Annotated in this window: 21 protein-coding genes; 9 read left to right on the plus strand and 12 right to left on the minus strand. The window is 67.4% G+C overall.

What is annotated here, in order from left to right:
• Positions 1-67: 67 nt before the first annotated feature.
• From WS70_RS07850 to WS70_RS07865, 4 genes are all read right to left on the minus strand, one after another.
• On the minus strand, positions 68-511 hold the full coding sequence (locus WS70_RS07850; RefSeq protein ID WP_059470539.1) for a hypothetical protein: 444 nt from the start codon (positions 509-511) through the stop codon (positions 68-70).
• A gap of 385 nt (positions 512-896) precedes the next feature.
• Entirely contained in the window at positions 897-1328 is a 432-nt protein-coding gene (gene mscL / locus WS70_RS07855) for a large conductance mechanosensitive channel protein MscL (RefSeq protein WP_059470540.1), read from the minus strand.
• A gap of 184 nt (positions 1329-1512) precedes the next feature.
• Positions 1513-2703, minus strand: coding sequence for a tetratricopeptide repeat protein (locus WS70_RS07860; RefSeq protein WP_059597109.1), 1191 nt, complete (start codon positions 2701-2703; stop codon positions 1513-1515).
• Between the two features lie 112 nt (positions 2704-2815).
• Complete coding sequence (locus WS70_RS07865; protein ID WP_059470542.1) at positions 2816-3496, minus strand: PspA/IM30 family protein; 681 nt, start codon at positions 3494-3496, stop codon at positions 2816-2818.
• Between the two features lie 24 nt (positions 3497-3520).
• On the opposite strand from WS70_RS07865, the gene WS70_RS32325 reads away from it, so the two are divergent.
• Complete coding sequence (locus WS70_RS32325; RefSeq protein ID WP_197419233.1) at positions 3521-3859, plus strand: hypothetical protein; 339 nt, start codon at positions 3521-3523, stop codon at positions 3857-3859.
• Positions 3860-4008: 149 nt separating this feature from the next.
• On the plus strand, positions 4009-6531 hold the full coding sequence (locus WS70_RS07875) for a penicillin-binding protein 1A (protein WP_059470558.1): 2523 nt from the start codon (positions 4009-4011) through the stop codon (positions 6529-6531).
• Between the two features lie 337 nt (positions 6532-6868).
• On the opposite strand, the gene WS70_RS07880 is transcribed toward WS70_RS07875, so the two are convergent.
• The 3 genes from WS70_RS07880 to argE form a co-directional block, all read right to left on the minus strand.
• Entirely contained in the window at positions 6869-7315 is a 447-nt protein-coding gene (locus tag WS70_RS07880) for a DUF3574 domain-containing protein (protein WP_059597146.1), read from the minus strand.
• A 500-nt stretch (positions 7316-7815) separates the two neighbouring features.
• Complete coding sequence (locus tag WS70_RS07890; protein WP_059597145.1) at positions 7816-8847, minus strand: threonine/serine dehydratase; 1032 nt, start codon at positions 8845-8847, stop codon at positions 7816-7818.
• A gap of 68 nt (positions 8848-8915) precedes the next feature.
• Positions 8916-10133, minus strand: coding sequence for an acetylornithine deacetylase (argE, locus tag WS70_RS07895; RefSeq protein WP_059470543.1), 1218 nt, complete (start codon positions 10131-10133; stop codon positions 8916-8918).
• Between the two features lie 383 nt (positions 10134-10516).
• On the opposite strand from argE, the gene WS70_RS07900 reads away from it, so the two are divergent.
• On the plus strand, positions 10517-11476 hold the full coding sequence (locus tag WS70_RS07900; RefSeq protein WP_059597108.1) for an enoyl-CoA hydratase/isomerase family protein: 960 nt from the start codon (positions 10517-10519) through the stop codon (positions 11474-11476).
• Between the two features lie 27 nt (positions 11477-11503).
• Here WS70_RS07900 and mfd read toward each other — a convergent pair whose 3' ends face one another.
• Complete coding sequence (gene mfd / locus WS70_RS07905) at positions 11504-14977, minus strand: transcription-repair coupling factor (protein ID WP_059470545.1); 3474 nt, start codon at positions 14975-14977, stop codon at positions 11504-11506.
• Between the two features lie 115 nt (positions 14978-15092).
• On the opposite strand from mfd, the gene ispD reads away from it, so the two are divergent.
• Positions 15093-15803 (plus strand): 2-C-methyl-D-erythritol 4-phosphate cytidylyltransferase, encoded by a 711-nt coding sequence (gene ispD, locus WS70_RS07910; protein WP_059597107.1) that lies wholly within the window; start codon positions 15093-15095, stop codon positions 15801-15803.
• 40 nt (positions 15804-15843) lie between these two features.
• Positions 15844-16332 carry a 2-C-methyl-D-erythritol 2,4-cyclodiphosphate synthase gene (gene ispF, locus WS70_RS07915; protein ID WP_059470547.1) on the plus strand — a complete coding sequence of 163 codons (489 nt, stop codon included), beginning with the start codon at positions 15844-15846 and terminating at the stop codon, positions 16330-16332.
• Positions 16333-16728: 396 nt separating this feature from the next.
• Here the strand turns inward: ispF and WS70_RS07920 are convergent, their stop codons facing one another.
• From WS70_RS07920 to ompR, 4 genes are all read right to left on the minus strand, one after another.
• On the minus strand, positions 16729-17256 hold the full coding sequence (locus WS70_RS07920; RefSeq protein ID WP_059470548.1) for a carboxymuconolactone decarboxylase family protein: 528 nt from the start codon (positions 17254-17256) through the stop codon (positions 16729-16731).
• A 77-nt stretch (positions 17257-17333) separates the two neighbouring features.
• On the minus strand, positions 17334-17882 hold the full coding sequence (locus WS70_RS07925; protein WP_059470549.1) for a peroxiredoxin: 549 nt from the start codon (positions 17880-17882) through the stop codon (positions 17334-17336).
• Between the two features lie 198 nt (positions 17883-18080).
• Positions 18081-19439, minus strand: a complete 1359-nt coding sequence (locus WS70_RS07930; protein ID WP_059597106.1) for an ATP-binding protein — start codon at positions 19437-19439, stop codon at positions 18081-18083.
• Between the two features lie 66 nt (positions 19440-19505).
• Positions 19506-20240 (minus strand): osmolarity response regulator transcription factor OmpR, encoded by a 735-nt coding sequence (ompR, locus tag WS70_RS07935; RefSeq protein ID WP_004192636.1) that lies wholly within the window; start codon positions 20238-20240, stop codon positions 19506-19508.
• 78 nt (positions 20241-20318) lie between these two features.
• Here ompR and WS70_RS07940 point away from each other — a divergent pair, with 78 nt between their 5' ends.
• From WS70_RS07940 to WS70_RS07955, 4 genes are all read left to right on the plus strand, one after another.
• Positions 20319-20501 carry a hypothetical protein gene (locus WS70_RS07940; RefSeq protein ID WP_010104413.1) on the plus strand — a complete coding sequence of 61 codons (183 nt, stop codon included), beginning with the start codon at positions 20319-20321 and terminating at the stop codon, positions 20499-20501.
• Positions 20501-20797, plus strand: coding sequence for a hypothetical protein (locus WS70_RS07945; protein ID WP_059470551.1), 297 nt, complete (start codon positions 20501-20503; stop codon positions 20795-20797). The genes WS70_RS07940 and WS70_RS07945 overlap by 1 nt, the downstream gene beginning before the upstream one ends.
• Positions 20798-21006: 209 nt before the next feature.
• Entirely contained in the window at positions 21007-22419 is a 1413-nt protein-coding gene (locus WS70_RS07950; RefSeq protein ID WP_059597144.1) for a DUF1800 domain-containing protein, read from the plus strand.
• An 82-nt stretch (positions 22420-22501) separates the two neighbouring features.
• A complete protein-coding gene (locus tag WS70_RS07955; RefSeq protein WP_059470562.1) occupies positions 22502-23755 on the plus strand; it encodes a DUF1501 domain-containing protein in 1254 nt (417 codons plus the stop codon).
• Positions 23756-23766 lie beyond the last annotated feature (11 nt).

Raw genomic sequence — 23766 nt, forward strand, 5'->3', positions numbered from 1 at the left:
CGATCGCGAGGCGGCGTCCCGATGAAGAAACGGGCCGTTTCAAACGGCCCGTGTCATGTGGCGATGACTACAGCGAGCGAGGCGTCGTGTCGCCGGCGTTCGGCTGTCCGATTCCGCTTCGCAGCCCGGCTTTCACGCCCGCACCAAATTCGGGCAGAATGCGCGCGCGGGCGCGACTCGCGAACACGAGGAAGCCGAATCCGTTCGCTTCGTACCAGTAGCCGCCGTTCTCGAGTCCGTCGAGCGGCTGCTCGAGCGCGTTGGCGATCGATTCGATGCAGCGCTTGCGCAGTTCGGCGATCGCGGGATACGGCGGTTGCGCGCCGCGTACGCTGCAGAGCAGGACGTCGAGGCCGGGCAGCACGTGCGCGTAGAGCACGGGCTCGTCCTGCGCACGGGCGCGCGCGATCTTCGTGTCGAGCTGAGCGAACGGCTTCGCATGGCGCAGCACCGCGAGGAACGATTCCTGGCCGTCCGGTTGCGTGCGTCGGCGTTTTTTCGGGAAGGACATAAACACTCGCCTCAAAAACAATTGCAAGAAATGCGGCATCCTCATGCGACCCACTCCCGGCTATGCGCGCCGCATGTCGATCTTTTATAGCATACGAAAATGCCGGCTTCACGAAGTTCGCCGATGCCACATTGCCGTGCGTCGACCGAACCGGGTGAGAGCCTACGATCGCCAAAGCCAGCGCTTTTGCGCCTGCACTGTCGTTGAGTTTCCATGATAGACCCGGTAGCGCCGCGCGTGCGACCGAACGTCGCAAAAAAATGATTCGGGTATTCTCTGCCGCCGCGCGCGGCGCCGCATCGCGCGTGGCGCCCGAGATCATCCGGACGACCAAAAAAAAAGCCCGCGCAAAGCGGGCTTGGTTGCGATCGTGCGTTGCATGCGTTCAGCGCTGCTTCAGCGAATCGCGGATCTCGCGCAGCAGCAGCACGTCTTCCGGCGTCGCGGCGGGGGCGGCCTCGGCCGGCTTGCGCAGCTTGTTGATGAACTTGACCATCAGGAAGATGATGAACGCAAGGATGACGAAGTTGATCAGCACGGTGATGAACGAGCCGTAGCCGAACGCGGCGACGCCCGCCGCCTGCAGATCCTTGAATGATTCCGGATTGCCCTTGAACGACGGCGGAATCTGCCCGAGCAGCACGAACTTGTTCGAGAAATCCAGGCCGCCCGTCAGCACGCCGATGACGGGCATGATGAGGTCTTTCACCACCGAGTCGACGATCTTCGAAAACGCTCCGCCGATGATCACGCCGATGGCGAGATCCATGACGTTGCCCTTGACGGCGAATTCCTTGAATTCCTGGATGATGCTCATGGGCGGTTTGCTCCTGTCGAAAATGAAATGGGGCGCAGCGCAACGATTCGTTACGGCACGTTGATGGCCGTCATCATAACGAACCCGATCCTTTATCGGTAGTTCATCTGAGAAATCTTAACAAAGGGAATCGATAAGAAAATGGGCCGTTTCCGGCCCATTTCGTCGTTCTAACGGTGCATCGTCAACCGTTGTTGCTCCAATCGTCGCCACTGCTGCCGAGATCGACGCCGCCGCCGTCGGAGCCGCCGCTGTCCCAACTGTTTCCCTGGCCGAAGTCGACGCCCGGATCGGCCGCGCGGCGCCGCCCTTCGTCGTCGACGATCACATCGCGCTCGATCACTCGGTCGCGGCCGTGCGACATCGCCTGGCCGAGCAGCACGCCCGTCAGCAGGCCGCCCATGCCGCCGCCGAAACCGCCGCCCTGCTGGATCACGACGGGCGGCTGCTGCGGTTGCGGCGGATACGGCGAGTAGGGCGGCTGGCCTGGCGCGCCCGTCAGTCGATCGGCCTCCTGAGCAAATACCGAGCCCGAGTTGCCGGGCGCGCCCGCCGCGGTCGCGTTCGGATCGGGGCGGCCTTCGACGCGCGCCTTCAGGCTCGCGAATTGTTTCTCCAATTCTTCGAGTCGGTACGGCGGCGCCGGATTCTTGCCGTTCGACAACGTCTCGACGAGCTCGCGCGCCTGCGCTTCGAGCGCTTCGATCTCGCCGTTGAGCGCGGTGGCGCCGGGCGCCGTCGACAGCCGCGCGTCGAGCTTGAGCGGGCGCACGTCGTTGAGGACGTCGGTCGCGCGCTTCAATTGCGCGCGGCGCTCTTCATCGGCGCGCTTGTCGTCCGTCGAGCGCGCGCGGCGCAGCGTCCAGCGCAGCACGAGTGCGATCGCGCCGATCAGCACCGCGATGCCGATCCACATGCCCGTCGACGGTCCGCGATGCACGGGCGCGGCGGGCGCCGCGGCGAACTGCGACTGCGCCTGCGCTTGCGTCTGCGGTGCAACGAGCATGCCGCCCGACGTCGCCGACCGCGGCGACTGCGCGGCCACGCGGCGCGCATCGGCGCGCACGCGCGCTTCCGTTTGCGCGAAGCGCGACGGATCGGTGAAGCGCAACTGAGGATCGAGCGACTTCGCGCGTTCGATCTGCGCGAGCGCCTCGGTGGAGCGGCCTTCGCGGTCGAGCACCTGGCCGTACAGATAGCGGGCGCGCGCGTTGTCCGGATACGCGTCGATCACTTGCGAGAGCTGCGCGTCGGCGCGTTGCCAGTTGCCTTGCGCGATCGATTGCTGGATTTGCTGCAGCGACGGCACCGCCGCGCTGGCGGCGGCCGACGCGAGGATCAGCGACAATCCGACGGCTGCGAGAAGCTTTTTCATGATCGGTTCGGGCGCTCGGCCCGTCTCCTTGCGGATTTTCGCGCGCGGCGGCGGGCGCGTTCGATGCGCACCGCCGCCGCGTCGCGAAGCGCCGGCGGGCGACGTGCCGCCGTTACTGCGCCGGCGTGTTCAGTTGCTTTTTCAGCGCTTCGAGGCGGTCCTCGACGGACGGGCCCTTGTTCAGCGCGGCGAGCTTGTCTTCGAGCGCACGGCCGCTGTTCGTGTCGGCCGAATTCAGGCGCGCGTCGGAGCGCGCGTTCGACAGCGCGACCTTGTCCTCGAGCTTCTGGAAGTCCTCGGACAGGTTCTTGCCGCCGATCCCACCGAGCGCGGTGGCCGCGACGTCCTTCGCCTGCGCGATTTCCTGCTTCGCCTGCAGGATGTTCGAGCGCGCGTTCAGGTCGTTGCGGCGCCCGCGCATGTCGGCGATCTGGCCTTTGAGCTTGTCGACCGACGGCTCGAGCGTCTCGAGTTCGCGTGCGAGCGCGTCGCGCTCGGCCTCGGCGTTCGCCTGCGCGGCGAGCGCTTCGCGTGCGAGGCCTTCGTCGCCCGATTGCAGCGCGCGCTTCGCGCCGTCTTCGTACTTCTTCGCGCGCTCGTCGGCGGTGTCGCGCTTGCTGCGTTGCGTCGCGACCTGCGCTTCGATCTCGATCAGCGAGTTTTCCGCGCGGCCGATGCTGTCGTCGAGCTCCCGCACGATCTGCCGCGCGTCGCGCGACGGATCCTGCACCGAGTCCGCCGCGTCGTTCAGCAGACCTTTGATCGTGCGCGAAATAGAGTCGAAAAGCGACATGGATTCCTCCGTAAGTAATGAACGATGCGCGCGTCGCGCATCGCGTGCGAGGCTTCGCAGCGGCGCGAGGCGGTTGGCGTCGGCGGATATTACACCACCGGTTCGCTTAAACACCGCTTAAACGCGGGCTCCAATGGGCGGCGCGAACGCCGCTGGCCGGAACCGAAAATGCGGACGGGCGACGGAAATTTCCAGTGCATCGAACGCAATATTTTCGCGCGAGCGCCTTTCAAAACGAAAGCGAAAGGCGCTCGGCGTTCCGCCTTCATCATAGGAGCGTTCGCGGCGCGCGACGGTGCGCGCCGCAACGAATTCGAGGATTTTTTACAAAAAATCCTGAAGGGCGCCCGTCGATTTCATTAAAATGCGCTGTCACGCTGCGGACCGGACGCCGTATGGACCGACGCGCGCCGGGATCCGTCGACGTGATACGCTCCACGACGCTACGTCTATCGTTCCGCGCACGCGCCTCGCATGCGTTCGAGGCGCGCCTCGTGCGCCGCCAATCCGACATGCCTATTATCAAACGACCGTCTTCCTCCCGCGCCACGAACGAGCACCATTATTCGCTACGACGTTCGCCCGCCGGCGCCTACTACACCGATGACGATGACGACGACCGCGCGGAGCGCCGCACGGGCGGCGGCGACGGCGGTTCGCGCACGTTCGGCTCGCGCGTCGCGCTGTGGTTCGCCGGGCTGTTCGCGACGCTCCTCGTTGTCGGCGCGCTGATCGTCGGCTACGCGCTCGTCGTGATGGGGCCGCAGCTGCCGTCGCTCGACGCGCTCACGAACTATCAGCCGAAGGTGCCGCTGCGCGTCTACAGCGCGGACCACGTGCTGCTCGGCGAGTTCGGCGAGGAGCGCCGCAGCCTCGTGCGTTTCCAGGACATCCCCGACGTGATGAAGAAGGCGGTGCTCGCGATCGAGGACTACCGCTTCTACGAGCACGGCGGCGTCGACTTCCTCGGCATCCTGCGCGCGGGCGTCGCCGACATCCTGCACGGCGGCGCGCGGCAGGGCGCGAGCACGATCACGATGCAGGTCGCGCGCAATTTCTTCCTGTCGAGCGAGAAGACGTACACGCGCAAGATCTATGAAATGCTGCTCGCCTACAAGATCGAGAAGGCGCTGACGAAAGACCAGATCCTCGAGCTGTACATGAACCAGATCTATCTGGGCCAGCGCGCGTACGGCTTCGCGGCCGCCGCGCGCGTGTACTTCGGCAAGGACCTGAAGGACATCACGCTCGCCGAGGCGGCGATGCTCGCGGGCCTGCCGAAGGCGCCATCCGCATACAACCCGGTCGTCAATCCGAAGCGCGCGAAGGTGCGCCAGGAATACATCCTGAAGCGGATGCGCGAGATCGGCTACATCACGCAGCAGCAGTACGATCAGGCGGTGAAGGAAGAGATCCACACGCGCACGCCGGGCAATCAGTACGCGGTGCACGGCGAGTACGTCGCCGAGATGGTGCGGCAGATGATGTACGCGCAGTACAAGGACGAAACCTACACGCGCGGCCTGACCGTCACGACGACGATCAACGCGGCTGACCAGGAAGCCGCGTACCAGGCGGTGCGCCGCGGGATCATGGACTACGAGCGCCGCCACGGCTATCGCGGCCCGGAAGGCTTCGTCGCGCTGCCGCCCGCGGGCGACGAACGCGACGAGGCGATCGACGACGCGCTCGCCGATCATCCGGACAACGGCGATCTCCAGTCGGCCGTCGTGCTCGCCGCGTCGCCGACGGTGGTCGAGGTGCAGTTCGTCGGCGGCGCGACGACGACGATCAACGGCGCCGGGCTGCGCTTCGCGGCGGGGGCGCTGAGCTCGCGCGCGTCGGCCGCGCTGAAGATCAAGCCGGGCTCGATCGTGCGCGCGATGAAGGACGCGAAGGGCGCATGGCAGATCGTGCAACTGCCGCAGGTCGAAGGCGCGCTCGTCGCGATCGCGCCGCAGGACGGCGCGATCCGCTCGCTCGTCGGCGGCTTCGACTTCAACAAGAGCAAGTTCAACCACGTGACGCAGGCGTGGCGGCAGCCGGGCTCGAGCTTCAAGCCGTTCATCTATTCGGCGTCGCTCGAAAAGGGCCTCGGGCCCGCGACGATCATCGACGATGCGCCGCTATACTTCCCGCCGAGCGTGCCGGGCGGCCAGCCGTGGGAGCCGAAGGACGACGATCAGCCGGATGGTCCGATGTCGATGCGCACCGCGCTGCAGCGCTCGAAGAACCTCGTGTCGATCCGGATCCTCGCGTCGATCGGCACGTCGTATGCGCAGGACTACGTGACGCAGCGCTTCGGCTTCGATCCCGCGAAGACGCCGCCGTATCTGCCGATGGCGCTCGGCGCGGGCCTCGTCACGCCGCTGCAGCTCGCGTCCGGCTACGCGGTGTTCGCGAACGGCGGCTACAAGGTCGACCCGTACCTGATCGCCGAGGTCGACGACGCGCGCGGGCAGACGCTGCAAAAGTCGCAGCCCGTCGTCGCGGGCTCGACCGCGACGCGCACGGTCGACCCGCGCAACGCGTACGTGATGAACAGCCTGCTGCATACGGTCGCGACGGCCGGCACCGGTGCGGGCACGAACGCACTCGGGCGCGGCGACCTGCAAGGCAAGACCGGGACGACGAACGACGCGAAGGACGGGTGGTTCGCCGGTTATCAGCAATCTCTCGTCGCGGTCGCGTGGATGGGCTTCGACCAGCCGAAGAGTTTGGGTAGCCGCGAATTCGGCGCGCAGCTCGCGCTGCCGATCTGGGTGAACTACATGCGCACCGCGCTTTCCGGCGTGCCGGAGCAGCAGATGGCGATGCCGGACGGGCTGACGACGATCGACGGCGAGCTGTACTACGCAGACCGCACGCCGGGCGCGGGCTTCGTCGCGAACGTCGACTTCAACCCGGCCGCGAGCCCGACCGTGAACGCGAACGATGCGCTCGGCTCGGCTGGCGCGGCAGGTCTGACGCCGCCGCCGGTGACGCCGGAGGAGAAGCGGCAGATCATCGACATGTTCGAAGGCAACAAGCCTTGACCTCCCGATGAAGACGGGCGCCGGCGGCGCCCGTTTTTTTCGTCGACGCGATCGGGAATCGGCCGCTTCTTCGGTGACGGCGCCGCGCGGCCGCGTTTGCGGGCGGCGTGCGCGGGCCTTCTTTCGTGAAGCGTCGAACCGGCGCCGCCGCGTATGCGGCTTCAGGTCGACGTGCCCGGGTGACGCACGTCGTGCGACACGCTCGATGCAGCGCCGCTGCGAGGCCGTGCGTTCGGGGCGCTTCGGGTCGCTTCGGGTCGCTTTGAGCCGTTTCGAGCCGCATCGATCGCGCTGGCGGAAGCGACGCGATCGGTGCGGCGCCGTCGGCTCGGTACGCTCAAAACGATGCGCACACGCGAGCCAGCACCAGCCCGACCGATTGCTGATGGAAGCGCTCGACGTAAGCGCGCCGGATCGCGGCGAGACTGTCGAGCGTCGCGGGCGAGTCGGCGGCAACGATACGGATCACGAAGCTTTCCTCGCGCGCGATGTCGCCCGTCGCGCGATTGCGCCATTGGCCATGCGTATCCCATGTCGTGAGGCCGTCAGGGAAGCGCGGCGTGACGACGTCGGCGACGAAGCGCTCGCGCTCCGCGCCGGTGACGGGCCCGCGACCTGCTACGTCGCGGCCGAATAGCAAGTCCGCCTGCAATTCGCGCGTGCCGCCCGCGTGCGCGCAAAGCGGATCGCTTGCGGCCGAGGGCGGCGCGCTCGCGCATCCCGGCAGCGACGCGACGGCCGCGCAGAGCGCGATGCCGATCCAAATCGAACGCGAAGAACGCATCGGATGATCCTCGTCGATGATCGTGGTCGACCGGCCTTGCAGCCGCCCAGCCGCGAGTGCGCGTGCGTGCGCCGCGCGATCTCGCAAAGCTCGATGCCCGCGCGCCGCGCACGCAACGCCGCGTACGCGAGCGCCGGTGCAAAGCGCTGCACGCTCAAGCACTTGCGCAGTTGTTCGGCCGCTTATCAACAAGCCTGTCAACACGATCTGTGGAAAACATGGCGCCCGGCGCGACGTGCAGCCGGTGCGACTCGATCGTGCAACGCGCTGCACCGGGGCGGGCGATCCGAATCGGATCAAGCAGTTAGCGTGGCTGCCCCATGCTTATCAACAGCCCTTTCAACAAAAACTGGGGATAACCGCGTCGTATCGCCGGGCCGCCCGGCCGGCCGGCGACGCATTTCGCGGCGCTTCCCGAAAACGCCGCGCGAACAACGCGTTAGCGTGCTTGTCCGCGGCTTTTCAACATGCTCTTCAACATGAACTGGGGATAACTGGCATCACGGCCGCGGCGTTCGATGCAGCCGCGCATGCTCGAGATGCGCGGCGAGCGCTGTCGAATCGATGTTGGTCCCCGACAGCAGCACGCCGACCTGCTTGCCTTGCAGCGTCTCGCGCAGCGGCCCGAGGAGGGCGGCCGTCGCGGCCGCGCACGCAGGCTCGACCGCCACTTTCAGATGCGTGAACAAATAGAGCATCGCCGCACGCAGCGCGTCATCCGATACCGTGACGATCCGGTCGACATGGCGGCGGCACAGCTCGTAGCTGTACTCCTCGGTGTGCGGCGCCATCAGCGAATCGGCGATGGTGTGCATCGCGCCCATCCGGATCGGGTGATTCGCGGCGAAGCTGCGGCTCATCGCGTCCGCGCCTTCGGGCTCGACGCCGTACACGTGCACGCGCGGATTCGCGAGCCGCAGCGCGGTCGACGTGCCGGCCGCGAGGCCGCCGCCGCCGATCGGCACGATCACCGCGTCGAGGTCGGGCGTTTGCGTCGCCCATTCGTAGCCGAGCGTCGCGGTGCCGAGGATCGTGTGATAGCCGTTGAACGGATGCACGAAGAAGCGGCCTTCCTCGGCCTCGATTCGCCGCACGATCTCGAACGCCTCGGCGGGGCTCGACGCCATCACGACTTCCGCTTGGTACTGGCGGCACAGCGCGATGCGCGCCGGGCTCGCCGTGTCGAACATCACGACCTTCGCGCTCGCGCCGAGCCGCATCGCCGCATAGGCGACGGCCGCCGCATGGTTGCCCGCCGACACGCAGGTGACGCCCGCGCTCTTCCTGTCCTCGCCGAGCGCGAGCAGATTCGTGAACGCGCCGCGCGCCTTGAAGCTGCCGCTCGCCTGTAGAAGCTCGAACTTGAAGTTCACGTGCGTGTTGTCGAGCGACGGCAGATCGGCGCGCTCGAACACCGGTGTGCGCGTCAGCCATGGCGTGAGCGCGAAGTGCTGCGCGGCGATCTCGTCGAGTGTCGGAATCGGCTCGCCGTTGATCGTCAGGTGAGCGGGGCGGTGAGTTGAAGTCGGCATGTGCGTGCGCGTATCGATGACGGAGGCCGATCGCCCGGCCGGAACGAAGCTCGCGGCGGCGCGCCGCATCAAGCGAGCGTCATGCCGTGCACGAGCTTGCGCAAGAAGCGCTCGCACGACGCGAGCTGATCGAGTTCGACGAACTCGTTCGGCTTGTGCGCCTGCTCGATGTAGCCGGGCCCGCAGATGACGCTCGGAATGCCCGCGCGCTGGAACAGGCCCGCTTCGGTGCCGTACGCGACCTTGCGCTTCTCCTGATCGGCGGTGAGCGAGCGCACGAGCTGCGTGATCGCCGCCTGCTCGGCCGCGTCGAGGCCGGGCGCCGCGGCGACCTTCGAGAACTCGATCGCCGCGTTCGGATGCTCGCGGCGCATCCGCGGCAGCAGCGTGTCGCGCGCGTATGCGTCGATGCGCGCGAAGATCGCGTCGGGATCGAGCGTCGGCAGGTTGCGGAACTCGAACGAGAACTGGCATTCGGCGGGCACCGTGTTGACCGCGTTGCCGCCCTGGATGAGGCTCGTTTGCGCGGTCGTGAACGGCACGTCGTACCGCTCGTCGAACGGACCCTGCGCGCGGAATTCGTCGGCGAGATCGCGAATGTGGCAGATGAGGCGCGCCGCGTATTCGATCGCGTTCAAGCCCTTCGGCGTCAGCGACGAATGCGCCGCGTGGCCGCGCACGCAGCAACGGTAGACGTTGATGCCCTTATGCGCGATCACGGGGCGCATGCCGGTCGGCTCGCCGACGATGCAGCCGGCGGGCGCGATTCCGCGCGCCTTCAGGTCGGCGAGCATCAGCGGCGCGCCGACGCAGCCGATCTCTTCGTCGAACGACAGCGCGAAATGGATCGGCTGCGCGAGCCTGGCCGCCTGCATCTCGGGCAGGAGCGCGAGCGCCGCGCCGATGAAACCCTTCATGTCGCAGGTGCCGCGCCCGTAGAGCTTGCCGTCGCGGACTTCCGGCTTGAACGGATCGCTGTCCCACTGCTGGCCGTCGACCGGCACGACGTCGGTGTGGCCCGACAGCACGATGCCGCCGTCGGTCGCGCCGTCGTGGGCGGGGAGGGTGGCGAACAAGTTCGCCCAGCCGTCGCGGGCGTCGTGCGTGAGCGTCGACGCGACGCCGGCCGCGGCGAGGGTGTCGCGGACCATTTCGATGAGACCGAGATTCGGCACGCGGCTCGTGGTGTCGATCGACACGAGTCTTTTTACCCAAGACAGGCTGAGCGGTTCGGTGGACGACGTGGAAGCGGACGCGGACGGTGCCGTTGCGTCGAGAACGGACATGGCGGAACTCCGGCAGGGAGGCAGAGGAATGCAAAGATCATACTCAAAAACGACAGGGGGCGCGCTCACACGCCGCTTTGCGGCGCAGCATCGCGCGTCGTCCGCCTGCGCGGATGTGGGCGCTTGCGCGCCGCCGACGTTTGCGTATTGGCGGGGACGTCATCGTATCGATGAAAAGGCTTGATTTAGTTCTATTTTGGAACTTAATATGGCCGGGCATGACGCGAACGTGCGTGAGCCGTGAGCCGCGGCGGCCGGCGCGGCGTCCGCCGCGGGAAACAGCGGCGCGCGGCGCTCGCGACGGCGCGCCGGGAAGGGCGCGGCCGGCATCGGGCGCGGCCGGTCGCGTCGCAATCGACGCGTGGCAGGAAAGGGAGAGAAAAATGAAATATCTGCGTATCGAGCGCAAGGATCGCGTATTGACGATCACGTTCGATCATCCGCCGTTCAATTTTCTGACGACCGCGATGATGCGCGAGCTGAAGGGCGTGCTCGACGGGCTCGAGCACGACGCAGGCGTCGGCGCGGTCATCCTCGCGAGCGCGGTGCCCGATGCGTTCCTCACGCATTTCGACGTCGGCGAGATCAAGGCGGCCGCCGAGGGAATGGCGGTGCCGCTGCCGGCCGCCGTCACGGACGCCGCGATGCGCGTCGAATCCGCGTTGAGCCGCGTGCCGGGCGCACGCCGTTGCGTCGAGCGTACGCCGATGGCGGGCGTCGCGCAGATGAACCTGTTCCACGAGGTGACCGCGCAGATGCGCGCGATGGACAAGGTGTTCGTCGCGGCCGTCAACGGGCGTGCGATGGGCGGCGGCTGCGAGATGGTGCAGGCGTGCGACCTGCGCGTGATGGCGGACGGCGACGCCGACCGCGGCCACGTTCTTGGGCAGCCGGAAATCTACATCGGGCTGCTGCCGGGCGGCGGCGGCACGCAGATGCTCGCGCGCACGGTCGGCGTCGCGCGCGCGATCGAGCTTTGCCTCGACGGCCGGCTGCTGTCGCCGCGCGAGGCGCTCGCGCTCGGGCTCGTGAACCGCGTCGTGCCGGGCGAGCAATTGCGCGCGGAGGCCGAGGCGCTTGCCGAGCGCATGGCGCGCCGGCCGAGCCACTCGATTCGCGCGGTCAAGCGGGCGATCTACGAGGGCGGCTCGCTGCCGCTCGAGCGCGGCATGGCGATCGAGAAGGCCGAATTCCTGTCGGCCGCGACGCAGCCGAGCGCGCGGCGCGCGATGATCGCGTACGCGGACGAGATCGGCCGGCTCGTCGACAGCGGCGGCGAGATCGGCATCGACGAGCTGCGCGCGTGGATCGACGGCGTCGCCGTCGATTTCGCTCGGCAATAGCGCCGCCGGACCGGCGCGCCTCGGCCGCTAGCGCGCGGCCGCCTGCGCGCGCGGCTGGGTCGGCTGGCCGAGCGCGCGCAGCGTTTCCTTGACCGTCGACACGCGCACCGCGAGATCCGGCGTGCGCGTCTCGATCCGCAGCTTGTCCTGGCCGGCGAGCTTGATGTGCCGGTGCTTCTGCACCATGTCGATAATGCGCATCGGATCGATCGGCGGATTCGGCACGAACTGCAGCCCGATCGCCGCCTCGCTCGCATCGATCTTCACGATCCCGAGCGGCTTCGCGGCAAGCCGCAGCCGGTGCGTCTCGACGAGCGCGTGCGCCTGCGGCGGCAGTTTGCCGAAGCGGTCGATCAGCTCCTCCTGGATGCCGTCGATCGAATCGCCGTGCTCGCAGTTCGCGAGCCGCTTGTACAGCGACAGCCGCTCCTGCACGTCGCCGCAATAGTCGGCGGGCAGGATCGCGGGCGCGTGCAGGTTGATCTCGGTCGTCGCGGCGAGCGGCGCGGTGAGGTCGGGCTCCTTGCCGTTCTTCAGCGCCTTCACCGCGTCGTTCAGCATCTCGGTGTAGAGCTGGAAGCCGATCTCGTGGATCTCGCCCGACTGCTTGTCGCCGAGCACCTCGCCCGTGCCGCGGATCTCGAGATCGTGCATCGCGAGATAGAAGCCCGAGCCGAGCTCTTCCATCTGCTGGATCGCTTCGAGCCGTCGCTGCGCCTGTTTCGTCAGCGCCTGCGGATCGTGGACGAGCAGGTACGCGTATGCCTGGTGATGCGAGCGGCCGACGCGCCCGCGCAACTGGTGAAGCTGCGCGAGGCCGAACTTGTCCGCGCGGTGCATGATGATCGTGTTCGCGCTCGGCACGTCGATGCCGGTCTCGATGATCGTCGTGCAGAGCAGCACGTTCGCGCGCTGCGCGACGAAATCGCGCATCACGCGTTCGAGCTCGCGCTCGTGCATCTGGCCGTGCGCGATCACGATCCGCGCTTCGGGCACGAGCGCCTCCAGCATCGCCTGACGATTCTCGATCGTCTCGACCTCGTTGTGCAGGAAATACACCTGGCCGCCGCGCTTCAGCTCGCGCAGCATCGCCTCGCGGATCACGCTTTCTTCCTCGCGCCGCACGAAGGTCTTGATCGCGAGCCGCTTCTGCGGCGCGGTCGCGATCACCGAGAAATCGCGCAGCCCCTCGAGCGCCATCCCGAGCGTGCGCGGGATCGGCGTCGCGGTCAGCGTCAGCACGTCGACCTCCGCGCGCAGTGCCTTCAGCGTTTCCTTCTGGCGCACGCCGAAGCGGTGCTCCTCGTCGATGATCACGAGGCCGAGCCGCTTGAACTGCACGTCCGACGACAGCAGCTTGTGCGTGCCGATCACGATGTCGACGCTGCCTTCGTTGATCTGCGCGATCGCCGCGTTCACTTCCTTCGTCGACTTGAAGCGCGACAGCTCGGCGACCCGTACCGGCCAGTCGGCGAAGCGGTCGATGAAGGTCTGCGTGTGCTGCTCGGCGAGCAGCGTGGTCGGCGACAGGAGCGCGACCTGCTTGCCGCCCATCACCGCGATGAACGCCGCGCGCAGCGCGACTTCGGTCTTGCCGAAGCCGACGTCGCCGCACACGAGGCGGTCCATCGGCTTGCCGCTCGTCATGTCGCCGATCACGGCCGCGATCGCCGCGGCCTGGTCGGGCGTCTCCTCGAAGCCGAAGCTCTCGGCGAACTTCACGTAATCGCGCGGCTCGAGCGCGAATGCGTGGCCCTCGCGGGCCGCGCGGCGCGCATACAGGTTCAGCAGTTCGGCCGCGGTGTCGCGGATCTGCTGCGCGGCGCGGCGCTTCGCGCGCTCCCACTGGCCGGAGCCGAGCGCGTGCAGCGGCGCGCTGTCCGGGTCCGCGCCGCTGTAGCGCGAGATCACGTGCAGTTGCGCGACGGGCACGTACAGCTTGCTGTCGCCCGCATATTCGAGATGCAGGAACTCGGTGTCGCCTTCGCCGAGATCCATCGACACGAGGCCCATGTAGCGGCCGATGCCGTGCTGCGCATGAACGACCGGGTCGCCGACCTTCAGCTCGGACAGGTCGCGCACCATCGCATCGACGTTGCTTGCTTGCTCTTGGCGGCGGCGCCCCGCGCGGCGGCCGAGCGCGCCGTACAGCTCGGTCTCGGTGACGATCGCGTAGCCTTCGCCCGGCACCGCGAAGCCGTTGGCGAGCGGCGCGACGCCGAGCGCGAAGCGTTCGTCGCTTTCGAGCCACGCGGCGAAGCTGTCGCTGCCCGCGGGCCGCAGACGGTGCTCGGCGAACAGTTGTGCGATCGTCTCGCGGCGGCCTGCCGATTCGACGGTGAAGAGCACGCGGTTTTCCGTCGTGTCGAGATACGCGGCGAGCGCGGCGAGCGGCGCGTCAGAATGGCGGTCGAGCGCGAGGCTCGGCAGCGGAGCGGCCCAGCCGCCCGACGGCTGCGCGGGCAGCGCGATGCGCGCGAACGGCTTCGCGAACGCGTAGAAATCCTGGTCGGACAGGAAAAGGCGCTGCGGCTCGAGGATCGGCCGCTCGCGGTCGTGCGACAGGAACGCGTAGCGCTGCTTCGTGTCGTTCGTGAAGCGCTTGATCGCCGCGTCGAGATCGCCCGCGAACACGAGATGCGCGCCGTCGGGCAGATAGTGGAAGAGCGTCGCCGTCTCGTCGAAGAAGAGCGGCAGATAGTATTCGATCCCGGCCGACGGCACGCCGTTGCCGATGTCCTTGTAGATCGGCGCGCGGCTCGGGTCGCCTTCGAACGTCTCGCGCCAGCGGCTTCTGAACGCGGTGCGCGCGGCCTCGTCGAACGGGAACTCGCGGCCGGGCAGGAGGCGCACGTCGCGCACCGGGTAGAGACTTCGCTGCGTGTCCGGATCGAACGCGCGGATCGAGTCGACCTGATCGTCGAACAGGTCGATCCGGTACGGCAGCGGCGAGCCCATCGGGTACAGGTCGATCAGCGAGCCGCGCACGCAGTATTCGCCGGGCCGCACGACCTGGCTCACGTGCTCGTAGCCCGCGAGCGTCAACTGCGCCTTCAGCTTCGCCTCGTCGAGCCGCTCGCCCTGCGTGAACGCGAACGTATAGGCGGCCATGAACGACGCGGGCGGCATCCGGTAGAGCGCCGTCGTCGCGGGCACGAGCAGGATGTCGCAACGGCCTTCGCCGAGGTCGTGCAGCGTCGCGAGGCGCTCGGACACGAGATCCTGGTGCGGCGAAAACGTGTCGTACGGCAGCGTCTCCCAGTCGGGAAGCACGCGCACGCGCGTGTCGGGCGCGAAGTAGCCGAGCTCTTGCGCGAGCCGCTGCGCGTCGACTGCGTTCGCGCAGATCACGGCGAGAAGCGGCACCTGCGCGCGATGCACGGCGAGGTAGCGGGCGATGACGAGCGCGTCGGCGGAGCCGTGCGCACCGTCGAACGCGAAGCGCTGGCCCGCTTTGACGAGCGCGACGGGGGACTGCGATGGGGAGGCGTTGTCTGACATAACGAGCGGCTGGTTGGCGGACGCCGGATGGGGACGAGCTCGGCGCGGCTCATCACGGCGAAAGACGTATTATAAAATCCGTCCTTCGATTTCATCTTTTCCTGCGTTTTTTCCCGTGACCTCCCGACTATTCGCCCTGATTCCGTGCGCCGGCACCGGCAGCCGTTCCGGCTCCGCGCTGCCGAAGCAATACCGCACGCTCGCCGGACGCGCGCTGCTGCACTACACGCTCGCCGCGTTCGACGCGTGCAGCGAGTTCGCGCAGACGCTCGTCGTGATCTCGCCCGACGATTCTCATTTCGACGCGCGCCGCTTCGCCGGCCTGCGCTTCGCGGTGCGGCGCTGCGGCGGCGCGTCGCGGCAGGCGTCGGTGATGAACGGGCTGATCCAGCTCGCCGAATTCGGCGCGACGGACGCCGACTGGGTGCTCGTGCACGACGCCGCGCGCCCCGGCATCACGCCTGCGCTGATCCGCACGCTGATCGGCACGCTGAAGGACGATCCCGTCGGCGGCATTGTCGCGCTGCCGGTCGCCGATACGTTGAAGCGCGTGCCGGCGGGCACCGACGCGATCGAGCGCACCGAGCCGCGCGCCGGCCTCTGGCAGGCGCAGACGCCGCAGATGTTCCGCATCGGGATGCTGCGCGACGCGATCCAGCGCGCGCAGCTCGACGGCCACGACCTGACTGACGAAGCGAGCGCGATCGAATGGGCGGGCCATGCGCCGCGCGTCGTGCAGGGCAGCCTGCGCAACTTCAAGGTCACGTATCCGGAGGATTTCGACCTCGCGGAAGCGATCCTCGCGCATCCGGCGCGCGCTTCCTGAACCGTATTTTCATCATCGCATCACACTCGGATCGAATCACATGGATTTCAGAATCGGACAAGGCTACGACGTGCATCAGCTCGTTCCCGGGCGGCCGCTCATCATCGGCGGCGTGACGATCCCGTACGAGCGCGGGCTCCTCGGCCACTCGGACGCGGACGTGCTGCTGCACGCGATCACCGATGCGCTCTTCGGCGCGGCGGCGCTCGGCGACATCGGCCGTCATTTCTCCGACACCGATCCGCGCTTCAAGGGCGCCGACAGCCGCGCGCTGCTGCGCGAATGCGCGGCGCGCGTCGCGCAGTCGGGCTTTTCGATCCGCAACGTCGACAGCACCGTCATCGCGCAGGCGCCGAAGCTCGCGCCGCACATCGACGCGATGCGCGCGAACATCGCGGCCGATCTCGGCTTGCCGCTCGATCGCGTGAACGTGAAGGCGAAGACCAACGAGAAGCTCGGCTACCTTGGACGCGGCGAGGGCGTCGAGGCGCAGGCGGCGGCGCTCGTCGTGCGCGAGGCGGCGGCATAATCGACCGCTGGGCGGCCTGGCGGCTTGGGCGGTTCGAGCGGCCTGAACGGCGGCGCGAGGCCCCGCTGCTGGCGGGGCGCCGGGAAGCGATCGGCGCGAAGGAAATCACCGAATCGGCGAATCGCCGCAGATGCTCGAAAAGGCGTAGACGCCTGGCGCGTTCGAAGCGGTTCAAACCATGCGGTCGATGTAATCCGACGTGCGACGAAGCAAGCCATGCGGCGAGCCACGTTGCGCGCAAGGACGCAAAGCGCCGAAAAAAAGACCGACCCGGAGGTCCGGCGCGCACCTGCCGCGCCGCCGACCTGGTGCGCGAGCACAAACAAAAACGCCACGCGACGGATGCGCGCGGCGTTTTTTGTTGCGGCGACGGCCGTCATCGCACCGTCATCGCATTCACTTGCCTTCGGCGGCGATCACCTGCGCGGCGGCGTTGATCACCGACGCGATGCGGCCGACGTCGCGCAGCTGCGTGACGGTCATGCCTTGTTCGTTCTTCAGGAGCGCGTAGTGCGACTTCACGCAGAAGTGGCACTTGCCGACGATCGACGCGGCGAGCGCGTACATCTCGAACTTGCGCTTGTCGACGCCGCCGTGCGACGCATACGCGCCCATCCGCAGCTCGGCGCGCTGCGTCTTCAGGTCGCCGTCGTCGGCCATCTCGACATACGGATACCAGGTGTTGTTCATCCCCATCAGCGCAGCTGCCGTCAGCGCCGCGTGGATTTCCTCGGGCGACAGCACGCCCGCTTCGCGGATCGCGTTGACGAGGACGGTGCTCTTCGCCGCGAACGCCGCCGCGAGCGCCGCGCCGACCGCGTCGGCGCCTTCGAGCGACGAGCGCGAGATCGTACCGTCGAGGTTCAGGCGAATGTCCTTCGCGTAGTCGGGAATCTGAGCCTTAATCGATTCGATGAATTCCATTGATATCTCCTATGATTGGGCCGTTAAAAAAGCCCGCAGGCATGACGCAGCGCTGCGGGCTTTCGTGCATCGAACGCTTACAGCGTCGCGCCGCCGATCGCGCGGTTGCACGGGCAGAGTTCGTCCGTTTGCAGACCGTCGAGAATGCGCAGGATTTCTTCCGGGCTGCGGCCGACGTTCAGGTTGTTCACCGACACGTGCTGGATCGTGTTGTCCGGGTCGACGATGAACGTCGCGCGCAGCGCCACGCCGGCTTCCTTGTCGCGCACGCCGAGCTGGTCGATCAGCTCGCCCTTGACGTCGCCGAACGAGTAGTGGTTCAGCTTGTCGAGATCCTTGTGCTCACGGCGCCATGCGAGCTTGACGAATTCGTTGTCCGAGCTACCGCCGAGCAGGACGGCGTCGCGCTCTTCGAACTGCTTCGTGAGCTTCGCGAATTCGACGATTTCCGTCGGGCAGACGAACGTGAAGTCCTTCGGGTAGAAGTAGACGACCTTCCACTTGCCCGGGAACGACGCTTCGGTGACCGTCTCGAAGGCCGACTGGCCATTTTCTTCATGGTTGTTGAAGCCCGGCTTCGCGGCTACAACGGTGAAAGCTTCGAGTTTATCGCCCACGGTTTTCATGCGGATGCTCCTGTGTGAGTTGGGAAAAACGGCTACCTGCGGTCAAGCTACCGATGCGCTGCAACGTCTCCGTGACAGCATAGGGAAAACTATAACTCTATTAAATTTTTCTATCAATAGATTTTAACTAACGAACCTCATAGGAATTTTCAAAGATGCCGATAGGGTTCGATCATCGAGTGAGGGATTCGTCGTGCGTCACGCGGCCGCACGCGCTTTCGCGCTCGGAAACTCCAGCGTGACTTCGAGGCCGGCGTCCGGCGTGCGGTTGCGCAGCCGCAGCGTGCCGCGGTAGCGGTTGACGAGGCGCAGCACGATCGCCATTCCGAGCCCGGTGCCGTCGGCTTTGCTGCGCGCGGTGTCGACGCGGTAGAACGGGCGCATCACGAGCGGCAACTGATCCTCGGGGATGCCGGGGCCTTCGTCGGCGACGACGAGCTCGACGCGCGCGTGCGTCACGCGCGTCTCGAGCAGGATGCGCGCGACGCCGTCCTTCCTGCTCTGCCCGTACTTGCGCGCGTTCTCGACGAGATTGCCGATCACGCGGCGCATGTCCGTCTCGTCCGCCTCGATGACGGCGGCGGGCGCGAGGCGTATGTCGAGCTGCACGCCGTCTTCGCTCACGATCCGCGCGGCGACCTCGCGCGCGACGTGCGACAGGTCGACGGGCTCCGGCGTGCGCTGCGCGGGGCGCGCGTAGTCGATGAACGCGGCGATGATGCGGTCCATCTGCTCGATGTCGTCGACCATCGCGTCCTTTGTCGCCTGGTCGGACGGGCTCATCTCGGTCTCGAGGCGCAGCCGCGCGAGCGGCGTGCGCAGGTCGTGCGAGATCCCCGCCAGCATCAGCGCGCGGTCCGCCTCGAGTTGCTCGAGGTCGCGCACCATCTGGTTGAAGCTGCGGTTGGTGTCGGCGGCGACGCCCATCCCGCGCTCGGGCAGCGGCTCCGGCGTCTGGCCGGAGCCCACCTTGCGCGCGGCGAGCGCGAGCCGCGAGAACGGCTGGTTCACGAGGCTCGTGATGAACGCCGAGCCGAACAGCGACAGCGCGAGCGCGAAGAGGCCCCAGCCCGCCCATTGCAGGCCGGTGACGGTGTCGAGCTGATCGCGGTCGAGCGCGACCCAGTAGTCGTCGTCGTCGATCTTGAAACTGATCCACACGCCGGCGATGTCGTTGACCGATTGCGCGATCACCGTGTCGTCGCCCAAGCGGCTGCGGATGTCGTGCTCGATCAGCCGGTTCAGCGACTCGTCGGGCTGCAGCTTGAACTTGTCAGTCTTTTCGCGCGGATAGACGCGCACGCCCTCGTTGCTCTCGAGATCCTGCAGCAGCGCGCGGCGCAGGTCGGGATCGGAATAGAGGAGGGCCGTGCGCGTGAGCTTCACGATCGCGACGAGCTGCAGCGCGACGCGCTGCGCGCGCGGCTCGCGCTCGATCACCCGGAAGCTCTGGAACCACGCAGCAAGACTCACTGCGATCAACAGTGCGATCAGCAGGAAGGTGCGCCAGAACAGCCCGCCGAACACGAGCGTCAAAAGGCGCCGGTCGATACGCATAGGACTGGCTGTCTAACTGGCGTCAAAGGCGTGGCGTCGGAGGCGTGTGCCGCGTCGAAACAGAAATCAGGCCGCACCGTCGGGGATGAACACGTAGCCGAGACCCCACACCGTCTGGATGAAGCGCGGGCTGCCCGGATCCGGCTCGATCAGCTTGCGCAGGCGCGAGATCTGCACGTCGAGGCTGCGGTCGAACACTTCGTACTCGCGGCCGCGCGCGAGCTCCATCAGCTTTTCACGCGACAGCGGCTGGCGCGGATGGCGCGCGAACACTTTCAGCACCGAGAATTCGCCCGTCGTGAGCGGAATCTCCTGGCCGGATTTCGTGAGCGTGCGCGTCGCGAGGTTCAGCGAGAACTCGCCGAACTCGAACACCTCGGTCGTCTCGGAGGGCGCGCCCGGCAGTTCGGCGGGCGCCTGGCGGCGCAGCACCGCGTGAATGCGTGCGACGAGCTCGCGTGGATTGAACGGCTTCGGCAGGTAGTCGTCGGCGCCCATCTCGAGGCCGACGATGCGGTCGACGTCCTCGCCCTTCGCGGTGAGCATGATGATCGGCGTGCGGTCGTTGCTGCCGCGCAGGCGGCGGCAGATCGACAGGCCGTCCTCGCCCGGCAGCATCAGGTCGAGCACGAGTAGATCGAAACGTTCGCGCACCCAGAGCTTGTTCATCGCCGTCGCGTTCTCGGCGACGTACACGTTGAAACCCTGCTCGCCGAGATAGCGGCGCAGCAGATCGCGCAGGCGCGGGTCGTCGTCGACGACGAGAATTTTCGAGGGGTTTTTCGTTTCCATGAGTGGCATCTTATCGCGATTAGGAAAAACCGCGAGCTTGCGGCTTTCGACGGGTTACAGTCAGTTACAAAATTTACCCGCGCTATTGTGCCGAGTAAAGACAGTCGCGACAGACTCCTTTACTCGAAGACGACATTCGGTGGATACTCCCTCCACTTAACATTTACATGGTTTGCACGCCCGATTCTCGCAGGGTTTGTACGTGTGCCAAAGGTAGCCGGTTGCCGCGTGACGAAGGGAACAAAACGACGAAAGAGGCGAGGCCAGTGATGCGGCCGACGAAGACGGCGTTCGTGCTGGCGCTCGCATGCGTCGGCTTCCTCGCTTCGGAGTTCGCCTGTGCGCAGCGCCCGGACCGCGGCGCCGCGTCGTCGCACAAGATGCCGCGCGGCAAGGGCGCACCGGCGCGTGCCGCGTCGCCCGATCGCGCCGAGCCTCCCTCCCGCTCGGCCGCTGTCCCGCCCGATCTCGATCAGCGGCGCCGCGACGGCCACATGACGCCGGAAGAACGGCATCTCTTGCGCCAGCACATCGAAGACGCGGTCCGCGAACTTTACAAGCGTTGAATCGTTAAATCCTGCGCGTCGCCGGGCGCTGGCCGCCCTGAAAAATTCCGTATCAATTCGATCGTCAACTGCGCATCGTCGCGAGCCGTTGAATCGCCATTACCGACGGTCGCGCGCCGTGCGAGCTGTCGTGGTTTTCCTCTTTCGGAGAACGGTCGACGATGAGCGATTCGAGCACGGCCGGGCGGGCCCCGGCGAAGGCGGACCGGATGCCGGCCTCGTTGCAGACGCTTCTCGACGCGGACGACGCGCGCTTCCTGCTGACGCGCACCGGCTTCTCGCCGCCGCCGCGCGACGTCGCGCATTTCGTCGGAATGACGCGCGCGCAAGCGCTCGCCGAATTGCTCGCCGGCACGCGCACGCAAAGCGTCACGCCGCCGCCCGACTGGGTGCGCGAGTTGCCGCCGTCGCGCGCGGCGCGCGCCGCGTTCACGCCCGACGAGCGGCGCGCGGAGCAGCAGTTGCGCAACCGCCGCTACGACGAGTTGCGCGCGTGGTGGGTGCGCGAGATGCTCGTGACGCCGTCGCCGCTCACCGAGCGGATGACGCTCTTCTGGCACAACCACTTCACGTCCGGCCAGGACAAGGTACCGTTTCCGCAAACGATTGCGGCGCAAAACGCGCTGCTGCGCGCCGATGCGCTCGGCAACTTCGGCGCGATGCTGCACGGCGTCGCGAAAGATCCGGCGATGCTGCAGTATCTCGACGGCGCGAGCAATCGCAAGGGGCGGCCGAACGAGAACTTCGCGCGCGAAGTGATGGAACTTTTCACGCTCGGCGAAGGCCACTATACGCAGCGCGACGTGTCCGAGGCCGCGCGCGCGTACACCGGCTGGGGGCTCGATCCCGATACGCTCGCGTACGCGTTCCGGCCGAACGTTCACGACGACGGCGTGAAGACCGTGCTCGGCGAAGCCGGGCGCTTCGACGGCGACGCGGTGCTCGACATCCTGCTCGCCCGTCCCGAAACCGCGCGCTTCGTCGTTGCGAAGCTGTGGCGCGAATTCATCTCCGATACGCCCGATTCCGACGTCGTCGAGCACGTCGCCGCGCGATTCAGGCAGAGCGGCTACGCCATCAAGGCGGCGCTCGCGGGGCTGCTGTCGTCGGATGCGTTCTGGGCCGATCGCAATCGTGGCGTGCTCGTCAAGTCGCCGGCGGAGTTCGTGGCCGGCACCGTGCGGCTCTTCGACGTCGGCTATGGCGATGCCGCGCCGCTCGCGAACACGCTGCGCACGCTCGGCCAGAACCTGTTCTACCCGCCGAACGTGAAGGGCTGGCCGGGCGGCGCGATCTGGATCAACAGCTCGACGCTGCTTGCGCGCAAGCAATTCGTCGAGCAGATGATGCGCGCGACGGAGGCGCCCGGCATGCGCGCGGCGCCCGGTTCCCACGACATGGCAGGCAAGCTGGCGCCGATGCGTCGAGGAATGCGCTTCGATCTCGACGCGTGGCTCGCCGCGTATCGGACGAAGCCGCAGGCGCAGCCGGACCTGTCGACGGAGCTGCAGATGCAGCACGCGGTGTTGCCGATTTCGCCCGTCGCGGCGATCGAGGCCGGCGCGACGAGCAGCGCGTATTTGCAGGCGTTGCTAATGGACCCAGCATATCAACTGAAGTAGCGAACATGAAAACGACGACGAGGCGATGCCGCGCGACGCGGCGAACTGCGGGGCGCGTCGAACGCAGAACGAGGAAAGCAGGATGAAACGACGGGATTTTCTGGCCTTGGCGAGTCTCGCCGGGGCCGCGGGTGCATCGCTCTCGATGCCGCACGCGTTCGCGGCTACGGCGGCCGGCGCGGCGTCTGCCGTGCACGGCGCGTTTGCGCGTGCATCGGGCGCCGCGAGCTATTCGAACCTGCTGATTCTCGTCGAGCTGAAGGGCGGCAACGACGGGCTCAACACGGTGATCCCGTATGCGGATTCGCTATACCGCACGCTGCGTCCGACGATCGGCGTCAAGCGCGAGCAGGTCGTGCAGCTCGACGAGCGCAGCGCGCTGCATCCGGCCCTCGCGCCGCTCGTGCCGATCTGGCGCGATGAGCGGCTGGCGATCGTCGACGGCGTCGGCTATCCGCAGCCGAATCTGTCGCATTTCCGCTCGATCGAGATCTGGGATACCGCGTCGCGCGCCGATCAGTATCTGCGCGAAGGCTGGCTCACGCGCGCGTTCGCGCAGGCGAGCGTGCCGCCCGGCTTTGCCGCCGACGGCGTCGTGCTCGGCAGCGCGGAGATGGGGCCGCTCGCGAACGGCGCGCGCGCGATCGCGCTCGTCAATCCCACGCAGTTCATCCGCGAGGCGCGGCTCGTGCAGCCCGTGTCGCTGCGCGAACGCAATCCCGCGCTCGCCCACGTGATCGACGTGGAGAACGATATCGTCAAGGCGGCCGACCGGCTGCGTCCGCACGCGGGCGCGCCCGCGCTCGCGACCGCGTTTCCGGCCGGGCCGTTCGGCACGTCGGTGAAGACCGCGATGCAGGTGCTCGCCGCGTGCGACACGCCGCAGCGCGCGCCGATGCCGGGGCAGGGCGTCGCGGTGCTGCGCCTTACGCTGAGCGGCTTCGACACGCACCAGAACCAGCCCGGCCAGCAGGCGGGATTGCTGAAGCAACTGGCGGAAGGGCTCGTCGCGATGCGCTCGGCATTGACCGAGCTCGGGCGCTGGAACGACACGCTCGTGATGACGTATGCGGAGTTCGGCCGGCGCGCGCGGGAGAATCAGAGCAACGGCACCGATCACGGCACGGCCGCGCCGCATTTCGTGATGGGCGGGCGCGTGCGCGGCGGCCTGTACGGCGCGCCGCCCGCGCTCGCGCGGCTCGATGGCAACGGCAACCTGCCCGTCGCGGTCGACTTTCGTCAGCTCTACGCGATGGTGCTCGGTCCGTGGTGGGGGCTCGATGCGACGAGCGTCCTGCAGCAGCGCTTCGAGCCGTTGCCGTTGTTGCGCGCGTGACGGGCGGCGCG

Source organism: Burkholderia mayonis, from assembly GCF_001523745.2.
Classification (GTDB): domain Bacteria; phylum Pseudomonadota; class Gammaproteobacteria; order Burkholderiales; family Burkholderiaceae; genus Burkholderia; species Burkholderia mayonis.